Raw genomic sequence first — 23,879 nt, forward strand, 5'->3', positions numbered from 1 at the left:
CTAAGTTTAATTTTTAACTAAAACAGGTGATGAAATTGTTATTGTTGATTCGGCATTACCAGAAACTGCTTTAATTCCATATTGATACTCACCTTGATAGATTAACTCATTATCCGTAAAAATTGTCTTATCAGAATCGACAGAGGCATAATTTTCAAACTTTCCGCCATTCACCTTTCGATAAATCACATAATAGTTAAAGTTGCTCTTTGGCTTTTGCCAATTAAGCATAACCACTTTCTTTTGAGTATCATAACTTGCAGTGAGATTATCTATCTGAAAACCTTTTAAATTTTGTTTTACTTTGACACCAACTGTTGGAGATAATTCAGATTTATTTCCTGAGCTATCAACAGCTTGCAGAGAGTACAAATAATAGTTCGGACCTGTTACATCTTTATCAATAATCCTTTTAGAGAAATCGAAATTATTTTTAAATGCCATAACTTGTGACCAACCAGTTTGCTTTTCACCTTTTCTGAACAGAATGTGTTCAGCCACATCTTCACTTGAGCTTGGGATAATATTTAGTACCACAGCGGTATCTGTTACAAGATAATCGGAGATTAGCGGAGTAACCGGCGGAACAATGTCAGGTTTTATTAATTTCAATATATCAGAGCGAACGCTGTGATTAAAATTTCTATCGACAGCAGCAATCTGATAAAATATTTCTTTTGTCAGTGTATTCAGACTAATCGTATCCACAAAAACAGTATCCTGAATCGGATAAGGTGTGAGATTACTAAACTCGTGGTCTTCAGCATTTGCGAAGTAAACTCTGTAACCGGTTATATCTGGATCGGCTCCCAAAGGCCAGCGAAGAGTTACGATTCCGAGAGTATCAATAGCTCCTGTTAATCCAATCGGTTTAGCTGGTGCAATAGAATCAATTAAAAATCCATAAGCAGGCATAGATGCACTGACATTGCTTGCTGTATCTACTGCGAATACTATGTAATAATTCTCATCAATTCGATCAGGATTTCTATCAACAAATTTTCTCGTTGATGTGCTCAATAAATCAGATGTGATTTGTTCATATTGCCCACCAATTGAACCGCTTCTGCCAATGATAAAACCTTTTAAATCTGATGGAGGATTCTCAAGTTTCCACTCCAATTCTATGTTACCATTTAAATCTATAATTGAAGTTATGACAGGTGGTTCAGGAGATGTTCGGTCTCTTCCCATTGCCTCTATAATGTTTGAAGGTTCGCTTAATTCAGCAAATGGAGTAATTCCTATCAAACGATACTTATATAAAAGATAGTTTCTTGCAATTGTTGTATCGGTGTAATAAATGTATTTATCAGGTTGCTGAGTGGGGTCCTGTGTTGCCTGAAGATAAGGAGTTTGATTTAATCTCTTCCAGTTTTTCCCATCCTCACTTCTTTCAATCCAATAAGCAGTAAATTCAGGTTGATACTCTTCTCTGCTCCACCGCAATTCAATTTGATTTTCCAGTTCATTTTTTTCAAGATCCGGAGCTTTAGGAATTTCATTTGGAAATCTTGTATCAACGAAAACAAATCCTGTATCCATTCTGGATAAATCATATGGTATAATAGCATAAAGGTACTGCTCATCCTTCTCAATGGATTTATCAACTAGTCGTAACCCTAAAGCATCTGCTACATCTGCATCCATATCTGCTGCAAATAATGCAAATGAGTAACGAAGTTCCTGTTCAAGGGACAGAGTTCTTACATTTGCAGCGTCAAAGTTCTGTTCACTAATTCGAAATTGTTTTCCATACAGTGCTTGTGCAGCAATTGGTGCAAACTGATGGTTCTGTGGAAATTTTGATTTCCACGCTTCAAGCGGTAGAGGTTTAATTGTATCATTTCCAATTTGTTGTGCTTCAACAGGTTTTTTCCCTTCTAAATTCACTCTAAATCTAATAACCTTATAACCATTGTCATTTCCTCTTGACCAGGCAATATAATCCGGTGGTGCCCATCGAATAATTACTTCATTCGATTTAATGTTTGCAAGAACAGTAATGTTTTTAATTGAATCCAATGATTCATTTTCAGTTTGAGCAAAAATGTTTACTGCTAAAAGAAAAATTACTGTTGAAATTATTTTTATGCTGAAATTGTTCATACCACCACCTTTTAGTAACTATAATTTTTGTAATGGGTTGGCAAATAAAATTGATCCGGGTCAATACAATGTATTGGGTAATAGTAGAATCCCGCTTTATAAGTACCTCTGAATAAGGGTCTCCATGTAGAACCCAGGAATCTTAGCATCTGAGACCTTAAAGGTTCTGTATAAAATTCTGATGTGTTTGGATGCCCAACAAGTCTGATATAATTAGCTGTCCTTTGTTTCAGAAGTTGATAATCAACCCATACCCAGGTTGCTGTACGCATATTTAATTTTACTTGAGGACCCGTGTATGTTGGCATTGGTACACCACCTCCACCAAATCCAGAAATATTACCAAATCCAAATGAAGTAAATAATAATGCAAACTGAGATGATGGAGATTGGCTTTGAGGCAAATACTCACTTTCCAATAAAGGATCTGAAGGATTAGTAATTTCAATAGTGTTCACTGGTGGTATTCCAGCAGGCAATGGATCACGAAGTCTCCAGGTAACAAAATTCTTCAAAGTGTTGTAATATTCATAAATAATTGGGTATGCAAAGGAATTATACCAATTATTATCTAAGCCATCCAAAACTCTTACTAAAGGTTGAACCTTATAATTTGTCAGAGCAATTCGATATGAATAACCATTTACATCAAAAACATCAAACTTTTCTGAAGTGCTGAATGTTGGTTTAAGCTCTTCAGTCAGTAAAAATAGAGCTATTTGTGAAACTCTATCAGTTGAAAGATTAGCCATTCCATTTACTTTTGTCTGGAGATTTCTGAACTGGCTTGTCCTGAAGAAGAAAACATAATATAGTTTTTCATCGGGACTACTTGCAAGTCTTCCATCGATTCTGTTTTGTCTTACTCTAACACCAGCAAAAACTTCTGTAGTGTCTAGTCTAACTATGTTTTTAAGTTTTTCGTTATAGTTTAAACTAATTGTGGGACCTAAATATCCTTGTAGTTGCTGACCAGGTGTAACTATTTTAGTTCGTTTCTTGATTAATTGTGCTGCATAAGTAGTTGAAGTCTGAAGTGAAGATGGAATTTGGAAATTTATAGATTTTGCTGAGTTGTTATAGGATGCTTCAGTCGTTATTGGTTGACCACCTTCAATCGGAATAAATTTTATTTGATAACTGATACTATAGCCAGGTTCACTAATACTAAATAGGTCAGGTCTTCCTTGTTTCAATATTACAAATCCAAGATTGCATTCATCAATAAGGAAAAATCTTTGTGTATGAAATGGATAAGAATATGCTACTTGATTTGCGGGGATATAATCAGGAACATTACCAGTAGAAAAGTTATGACTTAACTCAGCAGTAATTGCAGAGCCATCAACTTTTCTGGCAACAGCCCAGGTGCCTGTTAAGAAATTATATTCTTCGCCTCTAATTCTTATTGTTACATTATAAGATGTATTTCCGAGTAACATATCGTTAGGGATAATTACAGAACTAAGTTTATCATTAGCAACCTGTCTTTGGCAACTAATTATCTGCGAACCTTTTTTAAGTTCGAACTTTTCAATTATAAACCTGAACCTTCTGTTAACTTTTGTTCCATCATTTCTCACCTGTTCAATATCAAAAGTTTTCTCTACCTCTGCATTAAAAACTGCAAGAGGATTAATATATGGATCTACATTTGTAGCACCATTTGGAGGATCGAGATCAGCTAATATTTTTATATCGGCCAATGGAGATTCCGTTGGAATTCTGCATTCCTGTCCTATTGAGAATTCAAATCTGCAATTTCCTTTTACCAACCCACCTAAAATGCTGTAATAACCACCACAAGCTCCTTTTAACCAGGAAGGATTTGGCAGTCCTCCTTGCATTGCCGCTGCAGCCCCAACTTCAATAATTTTAAATTCACCTGAAGTAAACCATATATCAACATAAATTCCAATATCACCCTGAATGTAAGCATATAGTTGGCCTGTGGCATACCAACCATCAATTCCGATTGGTGTTCCGGGTGGTAATCCTTCACAAGTTAACCCTGGATATTCCTTAAATGCCATATCAAAACCGAGCCCCATACCGAATCGTGCATAAAAAGGTCCAAATGCTAATCTTCCGGTTGAGAAGCTGAATCTTGCACCAAATGCAAAACCATTACCATTTCTTGTTGCGGTTTCGTCTCTACTCGGGAAAGTCATGCTTGTTCCTATTATGCTCATAACATTTTCAGGAACTGGTGCAGGTGGAGGTAGTTGCATACCTACCATAAAGTATGCTTGAAATGTCGCAAGACTTGCAATGTTTAAGTTAATTGGCTGTGTTGGAGTACCAATATGAATATACCAGGTTTCAGGAGAAGCATAAATATTCACTGTACCATTTCCGGTAAGTACTTCATAGACATTTGCGTTTACAGTAAATATCCCGCTAAAAATATTTCTGGAAAAATCATAAGATATATTTGCTGAACCTTTTATTGGAACGTCTCTCCTATCATTTATCTCTGTAATGAAATAGACATTTCCATTAAGGTACATTTGACTGATACCGCCTGATACATTAAACTCGGCACCAAAAGTAACATCAGCATTATAAGTCTGACCACCACCTGTGTTCCCGAATATCAGTGTTGCCTGGAAACCAAAATTTGAGTTATTATCAGGAACGAATGTAACTCCACTTAAAGTTAATCCGGGTCTGCCTCTTCCTGATGTATCAGCTGTTGTTAATGATTGTGCATTTGGAAGAGGCGAGGTTCTTGTCATTTTGTACCAGGCACCACCTCCAAAACCATAAACATCAAGACCTGAGAATACAGTTATTCCAGGATTGAAAACTACTTGAGCATCAACAAACCAATATCTGAAACCACTTTTACTACCAAATTGTGCAGTAACTTGAGCAGCAATAGTCGGGCGAAATGTAGCACGTATGAATCCTTTGATTCCATTACCATAGGTTACATCCTGATTATAAAATCTTAATCCTCCTTCTAATGATACAACTCCTACCGAACCTGAAACATTAACAGAATCAAGATCCACACTATTAAATTCCCAATATTGTCTTCCACCTGAACCACTTAAATTCAATCTCCCCAAAATTGCTAAAGTTGTTGCTGCAGAAAATGTATTTGATTCACCGGTTAAGTTAAGACTCATTGTAAAAACAATACCTGCTAAGGGACTTCCATCGCTACCTGTTCTTGTAGTTATGCCAATATTTTGTATTGAAATCGGAAATCCTCCCGCCTGACCACCATCTGGAGGAATAGGATACTCAGGAGAATAATCATATTGTTCAAGTGCTATGAACTTCTGCGGGCTAGCAGTACCAAATCTAACGCAACTATCCGGACAGACTATATAAGGAGATTTAGTTTGGAAAGCCAGACCTTGGAATCTCATTGCAGTAAAGTTAGTCTGACCTATCGCAGGAAGATTTGCATTGATAGAAAGTCTACCATTTAATTCAGCTCTTGCAAAAAATCCGGAACTATCAATAGTAACACGAATATTGGTAGTTGGTTCTAACTCAAGTGTTGCTTGCCAGATATTAGCATTAATTCTTGAACGAGGTTGAACTATAAAATTATAACTAAAATTTCTGCTGGTGTCCATACTTAATACTGATCTGTAAATAAGGGTTGAATCAGTGAACGAAGTTCCGATCTGTCCGTTAAATCCCGCCTGCGAAAAGGAGGTTTGAGTCATATCAAAATAAATCGTATCAATAGAAAAACTCCATCCATCAAGATTTCCAGCTCTTAAAACATTCTCTGCTCTTACGCTTGCTGAAAAACCGGTTCTATCAATAAGCATATCGTTAACAGCAAAACTTACTCTTTGAGTTGGAGAGTCGTTATTTCTGAATTCGCCTGGAAGTTTGAAAGCTGCTCGCTTAAGATAAAATCCTTTCCATAATAATTGATAATCACCTGCCCCAGTGGTATCACCAAATTCGGTAGGTCTAAAATTATAATTTCTTGGAAAGTTGAATGTTGCAGGATTGTCGCGATCAGAAAAATCTAGCCAGGCTTCCTGAATATGGAATCCAAAACCTTCAATTCCTTTAATCTGGAAAGGTTTATTAAAAGTTAGAGAAGAAATCCAGTTGTTATGCTTTCTTATCGTGGTTCTGAATTCTGCTTTAATCTGGTCGGTACCAATACCACCGTCAGTTAAATCTTCTACCAACAGATTCGTTCCAAAAATTACTTCACCTGAGATAGTCAGGTTAACAAATCCGTTACAGTCCCATCTTACAAAAGTGCCTGAATCAACCACAGTAGTATAATCAGAACTGAATCTGGTCCCTTTTAGTCTGATTGTTAAGTCATCAGACCATAAATAGTCTTTATCAATAGGAAGGTATAGCATTCCTTTGCCTAATCCACCAAGTCCATTCGGATGGAAACAAATTTCTTTTGCACCCAAACCTAACCAACCATGAAGTTCAGGGAAATCCAATGCAACCATAGCGTTTAATTCAGCTCGTTCAGGAGTAAAGTCCAATCCAACTATCGCAATTGTATATCTTCTTCCTTCTATTACCTGATCTAAACCTATAGGCATTCCTATTGGAGTTGTGCTGGTAAATGCACTAACTAATCTGGATGTCTGACTTACAAAGCTGTTTAAATTCTGTAGTTCGGTATCAGTTAAACCTGTTAATAAACCACCTGCTGAAAGTAAAGAAGAAGGAATTACACTTTCATTATCATATTCAGCTTTGACAGTACCTTCGTAAATTTTATTAGCTGCATTTACTCTTATATTGCTGAATGAAACTTTTATTGGTGCTTTTAGGAATGGAACATTAATGGTACCTCTTCCGTTGGCAGTCTGACCAGACCAATTTATTTCAGTTACATTTAATGTAAATAATCCGATTGTTAGACGGCTTCCGACCGATGCAGTTGTTACAGGGACTCTTTCTGAAGCCAGGATTAGTGGAGCTTCACAATCGGCGATACAACTTCCGGGTGTTGGTACTTCGGTAGTATCTCCAGCTCTTGTTGAAGTGTCGCGAGTACCAACATAAAATCTATAAATATCACTAACTCTGTATGCATTGCTAGAGATATTTGAAGGGTCAGATAGCCATTTGACTCGCCAGTAGTACCAACCTGTATCATTTGCAGTGTAAGGAACATTTACATCTTTATAAAGCTGAGAAATGATACTCGATGGATTATCAATAGCTGCATTTAAATCAATACCTGAACCTAAAGTTTCATCTGCTAAATTTGTTCCGCTCGTTAAGAAACTATCTCTTGAAATTTCCAAAATCCATCTTTCATTAATTCCACCATTAAAAAATGTTGCTGGCGTTCTTCCTCTTCCCGATTGAAGAATTGGATACGGTGGTGCAATTTTCCTGGGTGCTGATGATGTTGTAAATAAAAGATTTATTTCACCTGGTGAAATTGTATCATTATTCGCTGGTTGTCTTAAGATTGGCTTTCCCATTCCTACATTGAAGCTGCTATTTAATCTACCACTGATTTCAGTTCTTGCTCTGCTTCTTATTTCAATGTCAGCTGTCCAATTGTATTCCCTTCCGTGAACAAACATTGGTGGAGTTGGAGAGTCATCAAGACGTTTATTTATAGCTAAATGCTGAGATTCTTCCTGAGTTATATTTAAACCTCCTAATGCTTCTTCCTGAGATCTTTCAGGTCCAAAAGGCCACCGGATTTCATTCGATCCGGTTCTGTCTCGTGTATAAAGAGATGAACCATTTTCAAAAAGTTCAAACATAACACTACACCTGTAATATGAGTCAGAATATGGGTCAAATCTGAAAATCACAGGAAAATAATCCCAGGGTATAGTATCATTGTTTGCGGGAAATATAACAGTCAGATTTCCAGTTCCAGAACCAGAACCTTTTACAAATGTGAATATCTCAGACTTGCCATCATTCTGGGTCGGAGGAAAACCAAACTGATCCAATGCCTGAATTTGCCAGGCATAAGTTTTACCAGCTTCAAGTTCAGGTGCATCAAGTGGATATGTAAATGTGCTACCTGATATTTGATTATTTTCATAAACAGGATAATTAGCGCTGATTGCCTGAAGTGGTGTTTGACTCATCATCACTTCAACAATTCTTAAAGTGTATTTTATTTCATAAGCTGAAGGAACAATTACAGGTACCCATTGAAAAGTCGGATAACTAACCATCGGATCTAAATTAGCATTGTCTTCTGGTGAAATTAGTTGTGGAGCAGATGGATAAAGAATTGTAAAATCTGCACAAATATTACTAGCTAAAATTGCACCCGTTAAATTTTCAATGTTTATACAAACAGTGTATTCTCCTTCAAGCAATCTACCTGTTTGTTGAACTGAATTTCTGTAATCGGCATCGGTATAGGAGGCATCTTCAAAACTTATAAGTCTGGTATTATCTATTACCTGAACAGGAGCGCCTGTCAAAGGTATTGGATTCGTCAAACTTCTGAAAACTTCTCCTCTGCCCTGTTTTGTTACTATTGCTCTTAGTCTAACTTCAATTGCAGATGATGAATTGTTAAAAACCGTTAATCCACCAAGTGCTGCAGGATTTGTTTCCCAATCACTAACATACGGAGAAGGATAAGAATTAAAAGTTAAGTTTCCGTTAATTGATTGAGAGTGGGCAAAAGAACTAAGGAAAATTATGATAATAAAGGTAAAATTTTTTATCATTGTGCCTCCCAGAGCTAAAGTAATTAAAGTTCTTTATTTGTATTACGATTGAAGAAAAGTTTACTGCTTTCCTCAATTAAAATATATAAATAAATAATTTTTATTTGCAAATTATTTTTTGTTAAAAAATTATTATAGAAGTTAAATTTCTGATTAGCTCAATAGATGGGTTATGTGAAGAAACTGCTCCAATGATTTTGGATTAGCAAGGGCTTCTTTGTTATCTACTTTTTCACCATTTAATATTTTAGTTACAGCAATTTCTACTTTCTTTCCGCTGATTGTGTAAGGAACTTCTTTGATTTGAATGATTCTGGAAGGAACATGTCTTGGCGTTGTAGCTTTTCTGATTTCGTTTTTGATTTTATTGATAAGCTCTTCATCAAGAATTTGATTATTCTTTGTAACTACAAATAAAATCACCTCAACATCACCGTTAGTATTTTTTCCAACAACTAAACTATCAGCAATCTCTTCCAAGGATTCAACAACTTTATAAATTTCTGCCGTTCCGATTCTAACTCCGCCAGGGTTTAATGTGGAATCAGAACGACCATATACAATTACTCCACCATTCTTAGTAATCTTTATGTAATCGCCGTGCCGCCAAACTCCAGGATAATAATTGAAATAAGCGTTGTGATACTTTGCTCCATCTTCATCATTCCAGAAATAAATCGGTCTTGATGGAAATGGTGCAGCGCAAATAAGTTCTCCTTTTTCTTCAATTAGTGAGTTACCTGATTCATCCCACGCTTCGACTTTCATTGCCAAACCACGACATTGAATTTCTCCTGCGTAAACAGGAAGAATTGGGCAACCAAGCATAAAGCAAGAAATGATATCAGTTCCACCTGAAATTGATGAGAGTAAAACATCATCTTTCACATTCTTATAAACCCAATGAAAATTACTATCAGTTAAAGGCGAACCAGTTGATAAAATTGTTTTGAGTGAACTCAGATTAAATTTTTCTTTTGGAATTAATCCCGATTTTTCAATCAGAGTTAGATATTTGGGGCTTGTACCAAAGATGTTGATTTTTTCATCTTCGATTATTTTCCATAATCTCTCATTTGGATAAACTGGATTTCCATCAATAAGAACAATTGTCGCACCGATTTGAAGAGAACTGACCAACCAATTCCACATCATCCAGCCACAGGTTGTGAAATAAGTAATTGTGTCTTCCCTTTTCAAGTCAGTGTGAAGAGCCAGTTCTTTATAATGCTGAAGTAAAGTTCCACCAGCACCGTGGACAATACATTTTGGTTTGCCTGTTGTACCTGATGAATACATAATGTAAACAGGATAGTCAAATTCATTATAAGTAAATTCAAAATCGTTCTCAGAGTGATTTAACAATTCTGAAAATTTTATGATGTCATTTTTAACAGGTGCATCTTTTAGCACCGAATTGAAATCAAAATATTCATCAATTAATATCACCTTGTGAATTGATGGAATTCTTTTTTTTACCTCGAAAATTTTTTCAAGATTATCAATGTGCTTTCCACCATAGAAATAAGATTTTGTAGCAAATAAAATTTTAGGCTCGATTTGACCGAAACGATCAACTACTCCTTCGATTCCAAAATCAGGAGATGTACTGCTCCATATTGCACCAATTGAAGTTGTTGCTAACATGGCGATAACTGCTTCCGGAACATTACCAATGTAGCCGGCTACTCTATCGCCTTGCTTAATGCCAAATTCTCTCAGTGCATTTGATACTTTTCTTACAATTGAATTAAGTTGTTCGTATGTGATTTTTACCGGAGCATAATTTTCACGGTAAGAAATTAAAGCCGTTTTATCATCATCAAATCTTAAAAGATTCTCTGCAAAGTTTATTTCAGAACCAACAAACCATTTTGAATCTTTTATACCTTTATCAATTAATACTTTATCAAATATTTTTTTGTACTTAATTCCGGAGAATTCCCAAACATATGTCCAGAATTTTTCAATGTTATTGATTGACCAGTTGTAAAGTTGATGAAAATCGGAAAGATTTATTTTTTCTTTTTCAGAAATGAATGAAATGAATTTGGTTATGTTAGAATTTGTTATTCGTTCGTTTGACGGTGACCAGAGTAATTCACTCAAATTTTTACTCCTCTTTTTTAATTAATCTGATTTGAAAACAAGGCAGTTTTCCAAGCAAAGTCAGTATCATTTTTTTCCAAAGCTAGTTTAGCAGTTAATTCGAGTAAATATTTTTTTTGTATGTCAGATAAATTTAAATCAAGTGCACAGCGAAGCATGTATCTGAAATTTCCCAATCTCTTATAACGAAAAAATGCTTCTTCAGAAATCTCATACTCGCTAAGTGTTTCGGATTTAATTTTTTGAATAAACTCTTTCACTTCATTTTCATCTGGTATTCTCTCAACATTTGCAAACTTGCCAAGGTTATTAGCAGAAAAAACAAATGATTCTTTGATAAACTCCGGAAGTTGATCATAACCAATTCCTTTTTTCTGAATTGGCTTTTCAACTTCAAAAATTGCATCACCGCTAGCTCTGCAATAAAAATCAGCTGACATTCTTGCAACCAAATCAATTCTGTTCGGATGAATTACACCATTTACAAATAAATCCTCCGCAACATGAAATTTTAGTACTTCGCAAATTGCTATGTTAGCAGAAGCTCCGCCTTCACCAAAACTTTTTATCTCAAGCACTTTACACTCCATTTGAAATGGCGATTCTTTCACGCGCTTCGGTTTTACCAGATCTGAATCAATCGGAGTTAATCCTGTTTTTATAAATTCATCAACACCAAATTCATATTCTGTAGAAGCAAGACTTATCTGTTCAACCATAGAATATGTAACTGCATTCACAACGCATTCTTTTGTTTCAACCAGATTTAAATAAGTATCTTTTAATGATGCGTCTTTTCCTCTTCTTGAAGGTGAGAAAGCTATTATTGGTGGGTTAGCACCAAAAACATTAAAGAATGAAAATGGAGAAAGATTTCTTACTCCGTTTTTGGAAATAGTTGAAACCAAAGCAATTGGTCTTGGTCCAACCCCACCTTGTAGTAATCTTTGTACTTCAGGGACAGAAATTTCAGAAGGTATTATTGATTTCATTTTTAATCCGAATAAATCTGTTAAATCGGTCTAATTCGCGTTTACATTCACTAACTTTTTCCTGGCAAGAATTGAACGACTAACTTTTGATTTCTTTATTTTATTTTTTAACACACCCAAACCAGTAATTTCAAGTTCCATTTCATCTCCATCCTGCAGCCAAACAGGTTTGAACTCTTCGCCTTTTGCTTTAGCTTCCAAAGCCCAGGTTCCATTAAGTTCGAGATAACATCCGGTACCGACTGTCCCGCTACCAATAACATCGCCGGGATAAAGAGTTACTCCATAAGAAGCGCGTTCAATCAATTCTGCAAAAGTCCAATTCATATCTTTAAGGTTACCATCAGATATTTGTTTGCCGTTATGTCGGGCAACCATCCTCAAATCATATTTGTTTCCGTATGGAGTAGAAATTTTGTATGGTTCAAGTTCATCAACAGTTACTAACCAAGGTCCTAATGATGTTGCAAAATCTTTTCCCTTTGCCGGACCGAGATTCAATTTCATTTCTTCCATTTGAAGTACTCTTGCAGACCAATCATTCATTATCATATAACCAGCGATATAACTATCTGCTTTTTCAGCAGGAATGTTTTTCCCTTTTCTTCCGATAACGATTGCACACTCAAGTTCAAAATCCAGTTGCTGAAGATGATCATCTTCTACTTCAATAATTCCTTCACCAAAAACTGCATTGTGATTTGTAAAATAGAAAACCGGATATTGATCAAACTCAGGAATCATCGGTACGCCACGATTTCTTCTTGCAGTTTCAACATGCTGACGAAATGCATAACCATCACGCATCGATGTTGGATTTGGCACAGGCGATAGCAACTTAACTGATTTAAGTTTCAGTTCAGATTTTATATTTCCTTTTTTTATTTCAGTAAAAACTTTTTTTGCAAGTCTCATCGAAGCATTTTCACCTTCAAGAAATTCTTTCATTGTAGAAGGTAACTTTAGTTTAAATTTACGAGCAGAATTTTGTAAATCGAAAATGAAGTCGTTATAAAAAATTCCAAGTCGTTGTTCGTTATTTTTTTTGTAGGTTACTAGTTTCATATAGTACTTCCTGATAAGTGTTTAACTGGAAATCTAGCATAAGGTATGAGGTATATGGTATATGGAATAAGGATGACACATTTTAATTATTTAACTTTAGATTTAACAAAGTTGATATAACCATTTAAAGTTTTTTTAGCTTCTTCAATCAAGTATTCTCCTTCATTCTTTAATTCAGTATCTATAAAATTTAAATCAAAACAACTAAATAAGTGATCTTTAAGTTCATAAAGCGAAGCACGGGAAATTCGGTAATACTGTATTCCTTCCTGAAAATGAAATCTGCCATAACCCTCGGCTATGTTAGCTGTTGAACTTACTGAAGCTTTTCTAATCTGATTATCCAAATTATATCTTTCCTCTGATGGTAACAGAGGAAGGATTTTATTGTAGAAAAATAATTTTACATCACGACACTTCTGCCAGGCAATCAGAGTCGTAAAATCTTTATTTCCATTATAAAATTCTTCCGGTTCATTCCATAGATCATCATCACTATTGTATTTATAAAATTCTTCAGTCATTTCAACAATCATTAAAAATTTTATTCCCTTTATACTTATTTCTTAAACCTTATACCCTATACCTTATACCTTATTCCTCATACCTTTCAACTACCTCTTCTCCAGCCACGATTGAGCATAATCTTCAACCATTGTTTCCTTTACATTTTTTGTAACCTGAAGTGGTTGGAAAGTATCAATCATCACAGCATATTCTTCGGTTTCTTTTTTGCCAATCGATGCTTCTGTTTTACCCGGCTGAGGACCGTGTGGAATTCCCATCGGATGTAATGTTATTGAACCTTCCTGAACTCCTGTTCTTGACATAAAATCACCGTGCACATAATAAAGTACTTCGTCGCTATCAACATTCGAATGATAATAAGGAGCAGGAATTGCCTGTGGATGAAAATCATATAAACGCGGAACGAAGTTGCATACAACAAAATGTTCTGTTACGAACACCAAATGAATCGGTGGAGGAAGATGAATCTTACCAACTTTGGGTGCATATTCCTTAATGTTAAATGCATAAGGATAAAGGAATCCGTCCCACCCAACAACATCAAAAGGATGATGAGGCAATCTGTACTCAAACATTCTGTTTCTTACTTTCAACATTAATCTGAAATCACCTTTTTTATCAATCGGTTCCATATAAGCAGGCGGACGAAAATCTCTTTCATAGTAAGGAGCATCTTCAGTTAATTGTCCGTATTCATTTCTGAAATGTCTTGGAATTTCAAAAGGTGTGTACGATTCAACAATAAGCAATTTATTGTTCTTATAATCATCAAGCTTTAACTGATAAGTTGTTCCTTTAGGAATAATTAAATAATCCCATTGCTCAAATTTCAAATCACCATATTCAGATAGTAAATGACCACTGCCATAATGAACAAAAATCATTTCGTGCATCTGAGCATTGCGATAAAAGAATTCAGTATCTTCAGTAATTGTTGCAGTTGAAATTGTTATATGATTATTCTTAAGAAATTCATTTCTGGCTGTGATGATATTTCCTTTACTTTCCTTTTTGCCGGTAATGAAATGAAAATACTGCAACGGAGCATCTTTCCAATCATTTGCAGAAGTGTCAATATCCACTTCACTAATTTTTTCGGTTTCAGGTGGCAAATAAAGATGATATTTATTAGAATAAATTCCAGAGAAACCTTTTGTGCTGAATAATTCTTCGCGATATAAAGTTCCATCTTCCTTATAAAAAGTTATATGACGCTTTGGTGGAACTTTTCCAAGTCTAACATAATAAGGCATAAATAACCTCCATTAAAATTTTAATATCCATTTGCTTGATTCAGTTAATCAACCACTCAACCGATCATTTTAAAGTCAAACTTTCGATTGAGTGGTCAAGAAATTACTTTTTATTCTTCCTTATCAAAACTTCCTCTTTGCATTTGATCTCTTTCGATAGATTCAAACAATGCCTGGAAGTTTCCTTGTCCAAATCCTTCGGCGCCTTCACATCTTTGAATTATTTCATAGAAAAATGTTGGTCTGTCGCTGATTGGTTTTGTGAATAGCTGTAGCAGATATCCTTTTCCTTCTGTGTCACAAAGTATTCCGTACTTCTTTAATTCGTTAATATCTTCTTTGACTTTAATGCCTTTTTCTTTCAACATCTCGTAATAAGTATCCGGTGGATTACTCAGGAATTCAACACCATTATTTCTCATTGCCTTGATAGTAGAGATTATATCGTTTGTTGTGATCGCAACATGCTGAATTCCGCTTCCAAGATACTCTTCAATGAATTCTTCTATTTGCGATTTCTTTAATCCTTCATATGGTTCGTTAATTGGATTTTTTACTACAGCTTCTTTTGAACGAACAACTTTTGAAAGCAATGCAGAGTACTGAGTTGAAATATCTCCCGGACCAAATTCAATAAAAGTCTCAAAGTTCAAAGTTGTGTTGATATAGTTTGCCCAAAGATTCATTTCATTTGTTCTTACATTACCAACAATATGATCAATTGTTTGTAATCCGGTTTCTTCTCTTTGAATAGTGATATTCTGAATAGGTTTTCCAAATCCCGGCTTGAATATTCCTTTGTAGTTATCACGGTTTATAAAAACTATTTCGCAATCATCATACAAACGAATTGCAGCTTCTTCAACAAAACCATTTTCATCTTCAAACTTCTTTGGAGAACGAATTGGTATTCCGCCATTCTTTACAGCTACTTCAAATGTTTTCTTTACATCATAAACTTTCAGTGCCCAACGCTTTACACCATCTCCATGTTTTTCGACAAAAGATGCTATTTCATAATTAGTAGGTTTGATTGCAGATGAAATAACAATGTTGATATTGTTTAATGAAAGAAGATAAGATACTTTATCTTTGACACCGGTTTCTGGTCCGCTGTAACCAACAATATTCAATCCCATTGCTTTTGCATGCCAGTAAGCCCACATTTTTGCAGAGCCGACATAAAATTCAACATAATCGTACCCGATTATTCCTGCTTTGTCTGCCATTTTAAACTCCTTGGATTAGTTGAGGGAAATTTTCTTGTTCAAATTTAAATGAATTTTATGGTAATAGAAAAGTTCAAACAGATATCTGCTGAATAATTATTTGATGCTATCAAGTAAAAAGAAGTTATTCTGCTTTATAATTTTTTTTCTGTCAAAATTTTTTTCTTTGTATGCACAGACTCTTTCAAGTGGACATTCGTAACATTTGGGATTTGTTGGTGTACAATATTCCCTTCCCAACCTTAAAAGATTTGTATGAAATGAATGAGCTGCACCTTCCGGTATGTGGGCTTTGATTTCATTAAAAGTCTTTTCAGGGTTTGATGTTTTTACCATTCCAATTCTGTTTAGTATTCTGTGAACATGAGTATCAACCGGACAAACATTTCTGTCAAATGCAAAAAGTAAAACACAATTGGCAGTCTTCACCCCAATACCTTTGTGAGAAGTTAACTCTCCAATAACTTCTTCATCATTCTTTCGCTTAAGATAATTCAGTGAGAGTCTTTCATTTTTATTTTTCAGATTCTTCAAAAGATTTTTAATTGCCATAGATTTTTGTTTTCCCAAGCCGGCAACTTTAATAAGCTTTTCAAGTTGTGAAGTTTTCATTTCAAGTACATCATTCCAACTTTTGATGTTACTTTTGAGATTCAGATATGCTTTATATGAATTTTTATCATTTGTGTTCTGCGAAAGAATTGTTCCAATAATTATATCAAGTGGGTTTGGAAGTTTCTTTTGTCTTTCCGGTATTCCGAAATGATTAATTAAAAGCTGATTTATTTTTTCTATTTGCTTTTTCATATATACAAATTTTCTAAAATCTTAGCAGAATATAAAATCGAAAATAAATTTTCACTTCGAAATTAAGTTCGGGTCAATTAGTTTGATTATTTAAAATTAGTTTTTGATATAAACTAGAATTGCCCGACCTTCAGGGCGGGAATGGGAAAGCATGAATATAATCCATCAATTTTTTGCTTTAGCCAAATATCATTCATTTTCTTAACTTTGAAACAAAAAATTGAGGAAAATTAATGCCCACTTTAATGGTTAGTATTTCTGGAATTCGTGGAATAGTTGGAGATGGTCTTACTCCTGAAGTTATTGTTAAATACACTTCTGCTTATGCTGATTTTATAAAACAAGGAAAAGTGATTGTAGGAAGAGATGCCCGAATCACGGGTGATATGGTTAGTAAGATTGTTATAGGAACTTTGCTCGCAAAAGGTCTTGATGTGATTGATATTGGAATTGTTCCAACTCCAACAGTTCAATTCACAGTTAAAACTCTGGAAGCACAAGGTGGAATTGCAATTACTGCATCACATAATCCGAATGAATGGAATGCGTTGAAGCTTCTGAATTCTACCGGACAATTTATGAGTCCTGAAGAACACGAAGAGATGAAGACTTATTTATCAAAAGAAGTATTATATGAGTCCTGGCAAAAGGTTGGAAGATATTCTGAACATTTTGAAGCAATTGATAATCACATAGAATCAATCCTGAAGCTTAATCTTATAAATGTTGAGAAGATTAAATCGAAAAAATTCAAAGTACTTTTAGATTGTGTTAATGGTGCCGGAGTTTATTCTGTTCCTAGACTGTTGGATAAACTTGGTGTTGAATTCATTCAAATTAATTGTGATAAGTCCGGAATTTTCCCAAGGTTACCAGAACCACTTCCTGAAAATCTTATTGAAACAATGAAGGCAGTTAAAGAAAACAAAGTTGATTTAGGGATTGTCGTTGATCCGGATGTTGACAGACTTGTTTTAATTACAGATGAAGGTGTACCATTTGGTGAAGAAAACACAATCACTCAGGTGGTAAAATTTATTCTTTCAAAAACTCCGGGAAATGTTGTGGTAAATCTTTCAACAACAAGAGCTGTTGAAGATGTGGCAAAAGAATTTGGATGTAAGGTTTTCAGATCACCTGTTGGTGAAGCAAATGTTGTGAAAAGAATGAAGGAAGTTGATGCAGTAATCGGTGGTGAAGGAAGTGGCGGAGTTATTTATCCTTCACTTCATTATGGACGAGATGCATTGGTTGGTATCGCACTAACATTGCAGCATCTGGCTGAAAAGGATATCACTTTATCAGATTTGAAAAGAAGTCTGCCGGAATATTTCATTGCAAAGAAAAAAATTGAATTACAAAATGTTAGTCCGGATGAAATAATCAACAGTTTGATATTTAAGTACAAAAATCAAAACTTAAATACTGATGACGGACTAAGAATTGATTTCGCAGATCACTGGGTTCATTTAAGAAAATCTAACACAGAACCTATCATAAGAATAATTGTTGAAGCAAAGAACAAAGAGCTTGCAGAAAGTTTAGCAGAAAAATATCTGAAAGAAATTCAGGAATTAGTATAATCTTTTTCGTTTTTGGATATAACTGAACAGTGCTTTATCGAATGATGTGGATGTATCAATCAAAGTGTAATCAAAATTTGAATTCAGACATTCGCGTTTGATTTTATCTGTGAATTCATTCATTGCCTGCTGATATGCTTTCTGAATCTGATATGGTTGTGTAGCCATTTCTTCTTCTGTTTCCATATCAATAAAAATTGCGTCTTTACCAAAACCAAAAGTTCTTTCCATCGGATCTAATATCTGAAAAACGATCACTTCATTTTTCATATAAGAAAAATGTTTTAATGCTTTTATCGTTTTTTCAATATCATCAAAAAAATCTGAGATTATAATTACTAAACCTCTTCGCTTAATTTTTTCTGCAACTCTTGAAAGAGACTCTGATGTGTTTGTTTTATCAGAAGCAGATGTTTGATTGAGTTCAAAAAGAATTTGATGTAAATAAGATCTTGATGCTTTTGGTGGCAGATATTTTTTGACTGAGTCGGAGTAAGTTATTAGTCCTGCTGCATCCTGCTGTTTAATCAGGAGATATGAAAGTGCTGCAGCAAGAGTTTTTGCATATTCAAGTTTATTATAATCTTTTCTTGAGGAAAATGACATTGACTTACTGCAATCGAGAATTATGTATGCTTTTAAATTTGTCTCTTCCTCAAATTGTTTAATGAAATATTTTTCTGTTTTTCCGAAGACTCTCCAATCTACATTCTTTAAATCATCGCCTTGCATATATGGTCTGTGTTCACTGAATTCAACACTAAACCCGTGATAGGGACTTTTGTGAAGTCCAACCATAAAACCTTCAACTACAAGTCTCGCTCTTAATTCAAGATTATTTATTCTCGGAATGATAGAAGGATTGAGATAACTTTTATAATCAGTTAACTTAAACTCCATTATTGCTGAGCCATTTTCTTCTTTAGAATTTCCTCAGGAGATAATCCAATGTATTCTAATTCCTGTTTTGCTGAAGCAGCTAATTCGTGATTTGGAAATTTTTCAAGAAAAAGATTATATGTTTTTGTTGCTTCATCATATTTATTTAATTCATTTGCAAGAATAAACGCAGACATAAACAATGATTTTGGAGCATCCGGATTATCGGGATACTTATCATAAATTGTTCTGAAAAAGTATTGGGCTTTATCTGCTGATTCAATGGAGGATATGTTTTTATCCATTCTGTTCTGATAGATTGTAGCAAGCTGAACCAATGCTTTAGGTGCAAAGTTTTTGTCACCACTTTCTGCAATCTTAGTGAATTCGGCAACAGCTTCTTCAATTTTATTTTGCTTTAATAATTCGTTTGCGTGATTAAAATTACTTTCTAGTGACTTTGAACAGGAAATTAAACCCAGAAGAATAAATACAACAAATAATTTTTTCATATTGACTTCTCGTAATTTATTTAATTAAAAACTGTTGAATCTTTTACTTCACCTTTTTCAAATTTTCTTGAAACCCTCAGCTTTCCGTACTGATCAAATGTTTTCCACTCGCCTATTCTTATTCCATTCTTAAAATTTCCCTGCTCAAAAATTTTCCCATCCTGATAATACCAGGTCCAAGTACTTTCAGGCACATCATTTACAAAAATTCCAACTGTCTGAAGAGTTCCATCCGGCAAATAATATTTCCATTCACCTTCATTCTTATCATTAACAATTTTGCCTTTCATTTCAATTTTGCCATCGGGATAATAAAGAATAAAATCACCATTCTTTATTCCGTCTTTAACTTCATACTCAATCACTTTATCCATTACTTTTGATTTGTGTATTCCTGTAAATGGGACAGTTGTCGTGCTGTCTTTGTAAAGCAAACCATTTTTCAGAACAAGTGGTTGCTCGATATCGCTTTTCTTCGCCTGCTCACAGGAAAAGAACAATAATGAAATAAAAACTATAAAAGGTAAAAGCAGAATTCTTGAGTTGTTCATTTATATCCTGTATTAATTTTTTAATTCTTTGAATGCCTGTAACAATTTAATTTTGGTCTCAAGTAAGTCTTGTGATATGACTTTAACCTCTCCGATAACAGGCATAAAATTAGTGTCACCATTCCATCTTGGAACAATGTGAAAGTGAATGTGCTCTTCTATTCCTGCACCACTAACACGACCAATATTAGCTCCGATATTAAATCCATGAGGTGACATTACTTTCCTGAGAGCTAATTCAGATTTCTGAAGTAAATCCATACATTCTGATAATTCTTCTTTAGAAAGATTTGGGAAATCATTTGTATGCCGTTTTGGTACAATCATCAAATGACCATTGTTATATGGATATAAATTTAAAACTACAAAAGCTTTATCTCCATTGTAGACAAGAAGATTATCATTATCATCTGCGTTAAGATCACTCATCTGACAGAAGATACATTTTGATTTATCTTCATCAGATTTGAATGATTCGATATACTTAGAACGCCAGGGTGACCAAAGTTTTTCCATATAAAATTAAGGCGGATTATTCATCCGCCTGATGAATTACTTTTCCTCTTCTCTTGATTTGTTATACTCTTCAATTACTTTTTGTTCTATTTCTTTTGGAACTTCTTCATAATGAGAAAATTTTCTCTTAAATAATCCTCTTCCCTGTGTTAAACTTCTTAACTGGGAAGAATATTTATAAAGTTCTGCTAACGGTACTAATGCTTTAATTACCTGAAATTGTCCATCTGAATCCATTCCAAGAATTTTTCCTCTTCGGCTTGAAATATCTCCCATTACATCACCCATATATTCTTCAGGAACCTTTACTTCTATTTCATAGATTGGTTCAAGCAAGCATGGTTTTGCTTCCATAAATCCTTTTCTGAAACACATTGAAGCAGCAATTTTGAAAGACATTTCATCTGAGTCAACAGTGTGATAAGTTCCATCAAAAAGTGTGACTTTAACATCTACGACTTTGTTACCTGATATCACACCTTTCGCCATAGTTTCCTGAATACCTTTTTCAACAGCGGGAATAAATCTTCCCGGCACTACACCACCAACTATCGCATCAACAAATTCAAATCCTTTTCCTCTTGGTAGTGGTTCCATTTTGAAATGAACATGTCCATATTGACCTCTACCACCTGATTGCTTTTTGTGCTTGTATTCAACATCGTTAACTGTTGCTTTTATTGTTTCTCTGTAAGGGATTTTTGGTTCGACAAGATCAACATCTACTCCGTATCTTTCTTTCAATCTTTTTACCGCAAGTGCCAATTGAAGTTCACCTTGGCCAGATACAACTGTTTGAGCAATTTCCGGATCATATTTTACATTGAATGACGGATCTTCTTCGTGTAAAGTGTGAAGTCCTGCAGAAATTTTATCTTCGTCACCTTTTGCCTTTGGAATTACAGCACCGTGTATAACGGGTTCAGGAAAGACAATTGGTTTTATTATCACCGGAAAATTCTTTGAAGATAATGTATTGTTAGTATGAGTATCTTTTAGTTTAACTACAGCACCTATATCACCTGCTAATAACTGAGGAACTTCTTTTCTGTTTCTACCATTAAGAATTGAAAGCTGGCTTAATCTCTCAACTTTATTGTTTGATTGATTTATTAAATCCATCCCAGGTCTTACAGTTCCAGAATAAACTTTAAATAGAGATAACTCACCAACATGTTGTTCTGACAGAGTTTTAAATACAAATAAAACAGGTTCTCCGCTTGGATCTGGCTTAACCAGAACTTTATCTTTTTTATCTGCTAATGTTGCTTCTTCTCCACCACGATCTAAAGGAGTTGGAAAATATTTGGCAACAAAATCCAGGAAGTTATTTATTCCAACAGCACCGGTTGCAGATACTGCAAATACCGGTGTTAAGCTTCTTCCAATTATTGCAGCTTTAATTCCTTTTGTAATTTCATCTTCACTTAATGAACCTTCTTCGAAATATTTATTCATCAGTTCTTCACTTGTTTCAGCAATTTTCTCGATAAGATAAGTTCTTAATTCTTCGGCTTTGTCTTTTAATTCTGCTGGAATATCTTTCTCAGTAACTTTTCTGCTTCCAACTTCACCGTATTCATAAGCTTTCATTTTAAGAACATCAACAACAGTGTTGAAACCAACACCTTCTTTAACAGGAAAAGTTATTGCTGCAGCACCACTTGTTAATCTCTTCTTTGCTTTTTCTAATGTCTCAAAAAATGTTGAATGCTCATTATCAACTTTATTTATAACTATTGCAGAAGGAAGTGCAAACTCATTTATATAACCACCAGTAAGCTCAGTTCCAACTTCAATTCCTTCAGCTGACTTAAGTAACATAACTGCGGTGTCTGAAACTCTCATTGCCGATTTTACATCACCGATAAAGTCACTGTAACCAGGTGTGTCAAGAATATTAATTTTGCTTCCTTCCCACTCGATATGCATCAGAGAAGTTGATATAGAAATTTGTTTTTCAATTTCATTTGGTGAATAATCTGAAACAGTATTTCCTTCTGTCACAGAACCGATTCTGTTTATTTCATGAGCAGTATATAAAATTATTTCGGACAGTGATGTTTTTCCGGTTCCACCGTGTCCTATAAATGCAATATTACGGATTGTATCTGGGCCATGTTCTTTCACGGAAGTTCCTCCTAATCAGTTAAATAGGTGAGAAATGATTGATTGTAATTATCTTTCTTTGAATTTCCTCCAAAATGTCTCAATACCCTTTCCAATAGCAGATAAGTTTTGAATCAATGGTGTAACAGCGTAATCAATTCCATCACGAACTTTTTCCTCGAGTTCAAGAACTTTATCAACACGATATCTAACATCATCAAGAATGGATTTAGAGACTTGTAATTGTTTTTTAGCAGTTTCAGAAACCTCGTTCAGGTTTTTAGTTAATTCAAGTGTTGAACTGATTAAAGGTTTTAAAGTTGAATTGAGATCTTTAATTTCTTTTTCAAGTTCAAGCATTGAACCAACAATTTTTTTGAAATAAATTATCAGCGCTATGCAAAGCATAGCAGCTGATAAAAGTAAAAGCGCAGTAAGGATCTGAATAATATCCATTTAAATCAACTTATGATTTCTTAGCTTCTTTGTAAGCATCTATTCCTGCTTTAACAGAACTCTTAAGTCTCTCAGCTTCTTCTTCAAGTTTTTCTTTACCTGAGTGTACAACCTCAGAAGTTTTTTCTTTTGCTTCAAGAATTATCTTCTCAGCATCTTTTATAATTTCCTGAGATTTCTGTTTAGCATCAGTAATAATCTTTTCTGATCTTTTCTTGCCTTCATTTATAAGCTCTCGGGCTTTTTCTCTTGCTTCGGAAAGATATCTTTCAGCATCATCAAGATATTCTTCTCCCTTTTGTCTTAAATCAGCACGTAATTCTTTTCCACTTTTAGGTGCGAATAAAAGTGCAATTGCAGCACCAACAGCACCTCCGGCAAGAAAGCCGATAAGAAAACCTTTACCTAAATTATTATTATCCTGTGCCATATCAACTCCTTTGTTTTTTACATTCAAAAAATATTGCTGATGCCTCTTAAAATCAAGGTAAATGACTTAATTATTGCTTTTAA

Annotated in this window: 17 protein-coding genes; 1 reads left to right on the forward strand and 16 read right to left on the reverse strand. The window is 34.5% G+C overall.

The genetic code is table 11. From position 1 onward, the window contains the following. Window positions 1-6: 6 nt before the first annotated feature. The 9 genes from Q0X14_RS03060 to nth form a co-directional block, all read right to left on the reverse strand. A complete protein-coding gene (locus Q0X14_RS03060) occupies window positions 7-2,109 on the reverse strand; it encodes a fibronectin type III domain-containing protein (protein WP_297842270.1) in 2,103 nt (700 codons plus the stop codon). A gap of 11 nt (window positions 2,110-2,120) precedes the next feature. Continuing rightward, a complete protein-coding gene (locus tag Q0X14_RS03065; RefSeq protein WP_297842273.1) occupies window positions 2,121-8,777 on the reverse strand; it encodes a hypothetical protein in 6,657 nt (2,218 codons plus the stop codon). Between the two features lie 153 nt (window positions 8,778-8,930). Further along, on the reverse strand, window positions 8,931-10,886 hold the full coding sequence (locus Q0X14_RS03070) for an acetoacetate--CoA ligase (protein WP_297842275.1): 1,956 nt from the start codon (window positions 10,884-10,886) through the stop codon (window positions 8,931-8,933). A gap of 17 nt (window positions 10,887-10,903) precedes the next feature. Next, the gene (locus tag Q0X14_RS03075; protein WP_297842276.1) at window positions 10,904-11,878 is read right to left on the reverse strand and encodes a flavin reductase family protein; all 975 of its coding nucleotides are present in this window, start codon (window positions 11,876-11,878) and stop codon (window positions 10,904-10,906) included. A 30-nt stretch (window positions 11,879-11,908) separates the two neighbouring features. Continuing rightward, window positions 11,909-12,943, reverse strand: coding sequence for a fumarylacetoacetate hydrolase family protein (locus Q0X14_RS03080; protein ID WP_297842279.1), 1,035 nt, complete (start codon window positions 12,941-12,943; stop codon window positions 11,909-11,911). An 86-nt stretch (window positions 12,944-13,029) separates the two neighbouring features. Beyond that, window positions 13,030-13,479 carry a four helix bundle protein gene (locus Q0X14_RS03085; protein ID WP_297842282.1) on the reverse strand — a complete coding sequence of 150 codons (450 nt, stop codon included), beginning with the start codon at window positions 13,477-13,479 and terminating at the stop codon, window positions 13,030-13,032. 78 nt (window positions 13,480-13,557) lie between these two features. Next, window positions 13,558-14,724 (reverse strand): homogentisate 1,2-dioxygenase, encoded by a 1,167-nt coding sequence (locus Q0X14_RS03090; RefSeq protein WP_297842283.1) that lies wholly within the window; start codon window positions 14,722-14,724, stop codon window positions 13,558-13,560. A gap of 110 nt (window positions 14,725-14,834) precedes the next feature. Then, window positions 14,835-15,953, reverse strand: coding sequence for a 4-hydroxyphenylpyruvate dioxygenase (gene hppD / locus Q0X14_RS03095; protein ID WP_297842285.1), 1,119 nt, complete (start codon window positions 15,951-15,953; stop codon window positions 14,835-14,837). Window positions 15,954-16,049: 96 nt separating this feature from the next. Then, window positions 16,050-16,760, reverse strand: coding sequence for an endonuclease III (nth, locus tag Q0X14_RS03100; RefSeq protein WP_297842288.1), 711 nt, complete (start codon window positions 16,758-16,760; stop codon window positions 16,050-16,052). 233 nt (window positions 16,761-16,993) lie between these two features. Here nth and glmM point away from each other — a divergent pair, with 233 nt between their 5' ends. After that, window positions 16,994-18,343 (forward strand): phosphoglucosamine mutase, encoded by a 1,350-nt coding sequence (gene glmM, locus Q0X14_RS03105; protein ID WP_297842289.1) that lies wholly within the window; start codon window positions 16,994-16,996, stop codon window positions 18,341-18,343. Here glmM and Q0X14_RS03110 read toward each other — a convergent pair. The 7 genes from Q0X14_RS03110 to Q0X14_RS03140 are packed head-to-tail and all read right to left on the reverse strand — an operon-like array spanning window position 18,335 to window position 23,796. Further along, entirely contained in the window at window positions 18,335-19,243 is a 909-nt protein-coding gene (locus Q0X14_RS03110) for a DUF58 domain-containing protein (protein ID WP_297842290.1), read from the reverse strand. The genes glmM and Q0X14_RS03110 overlap by 9 nt on opposite strands. Next, window positions 19,243-19,734, reverse strand: coding sequence for a tetratricopeptide repeat protein (locus tag Q0X14_RS03115; protein ID WP_297842291.1), 492 nt, complete (start codon window positions 19,732-19,734; stop codon window positions 19,243-19,245). Before Q0X14_RS03115 ends, Q0X14_RS03110 begins: the two co-directional genes overlap by 1 nt. Window positions 19,735-19,754: 20 nt before the next feature. Then, window positions 19,755-20,285 carry a hypothetical protein gene (locus Q0X14_RS03120; protein ID WP_297842294.1) on the reverse strand — a complete coding sequence of 177 codons (531 nt, stop codon included), beginning with the start codon at window positions 20,283-20,285 and terminating at the stop codon, window positions 19,755-19,757. Between the two features lie 12 nt (window positions 20,286-20,297). Continuing rightward, window positions 20,298-20,801: an HIT domain-containing protein gene (locus tag Q0X14_RS03125; RefSeq protein WP_297842296.1), complete on the reverse strand. Its 504-nt coding sequence runs from the start codon at window positions 20,799-20,801 to the stop codon at window positions 20,298-20,300. Between the two features lie 36 nt (window positions 20,802-20,837). Then, complete coding sequence (fusA, locus tag Q0X14_RS03130) at window positions 20,838-22,931, reverse strand: elongation factor G (protein WP_297842298.1); 2,094 nt, start codon at window positions 22,929-22,931, stop codon at window positions 20,838-20,840. Window positions 22,932-22,979: 48 nt separating this feature from the next. Beyond that, window positions 22,980-23,366, reverse strand: a complete 387-nt coding sequence (locus tag Q0X14_RS03135) for a hypothetical protein (protein ID WP_297842300.1) — start codon at window positions 23,364-23,366, stop codon at window positions 22,980-22,982. Window positions 23,367-23,376: 10 nt separating this feature from the next. Next, window positions 23,377-23,796, reverse strand: a complete 420-nt coding sequence (locus tag Q0X14_RS03140; protein ID WP_297842301.1) for a YtxH domain-containing protein — start codon at window positions 23,794-23,796, stop codon at window positions 23,377-23,379. Window positions 23,797-23,879 lie beyond the last annotated feature (83 nt).

The organism is Ignavibacterium sp., from assembly GCF_025998815.1.
Lineage (GTDB): Bacteria > Bacteroidota > Ignavibacteria > Ignavibacteriales > Ignavibacteriaceae > Ignavibacterium.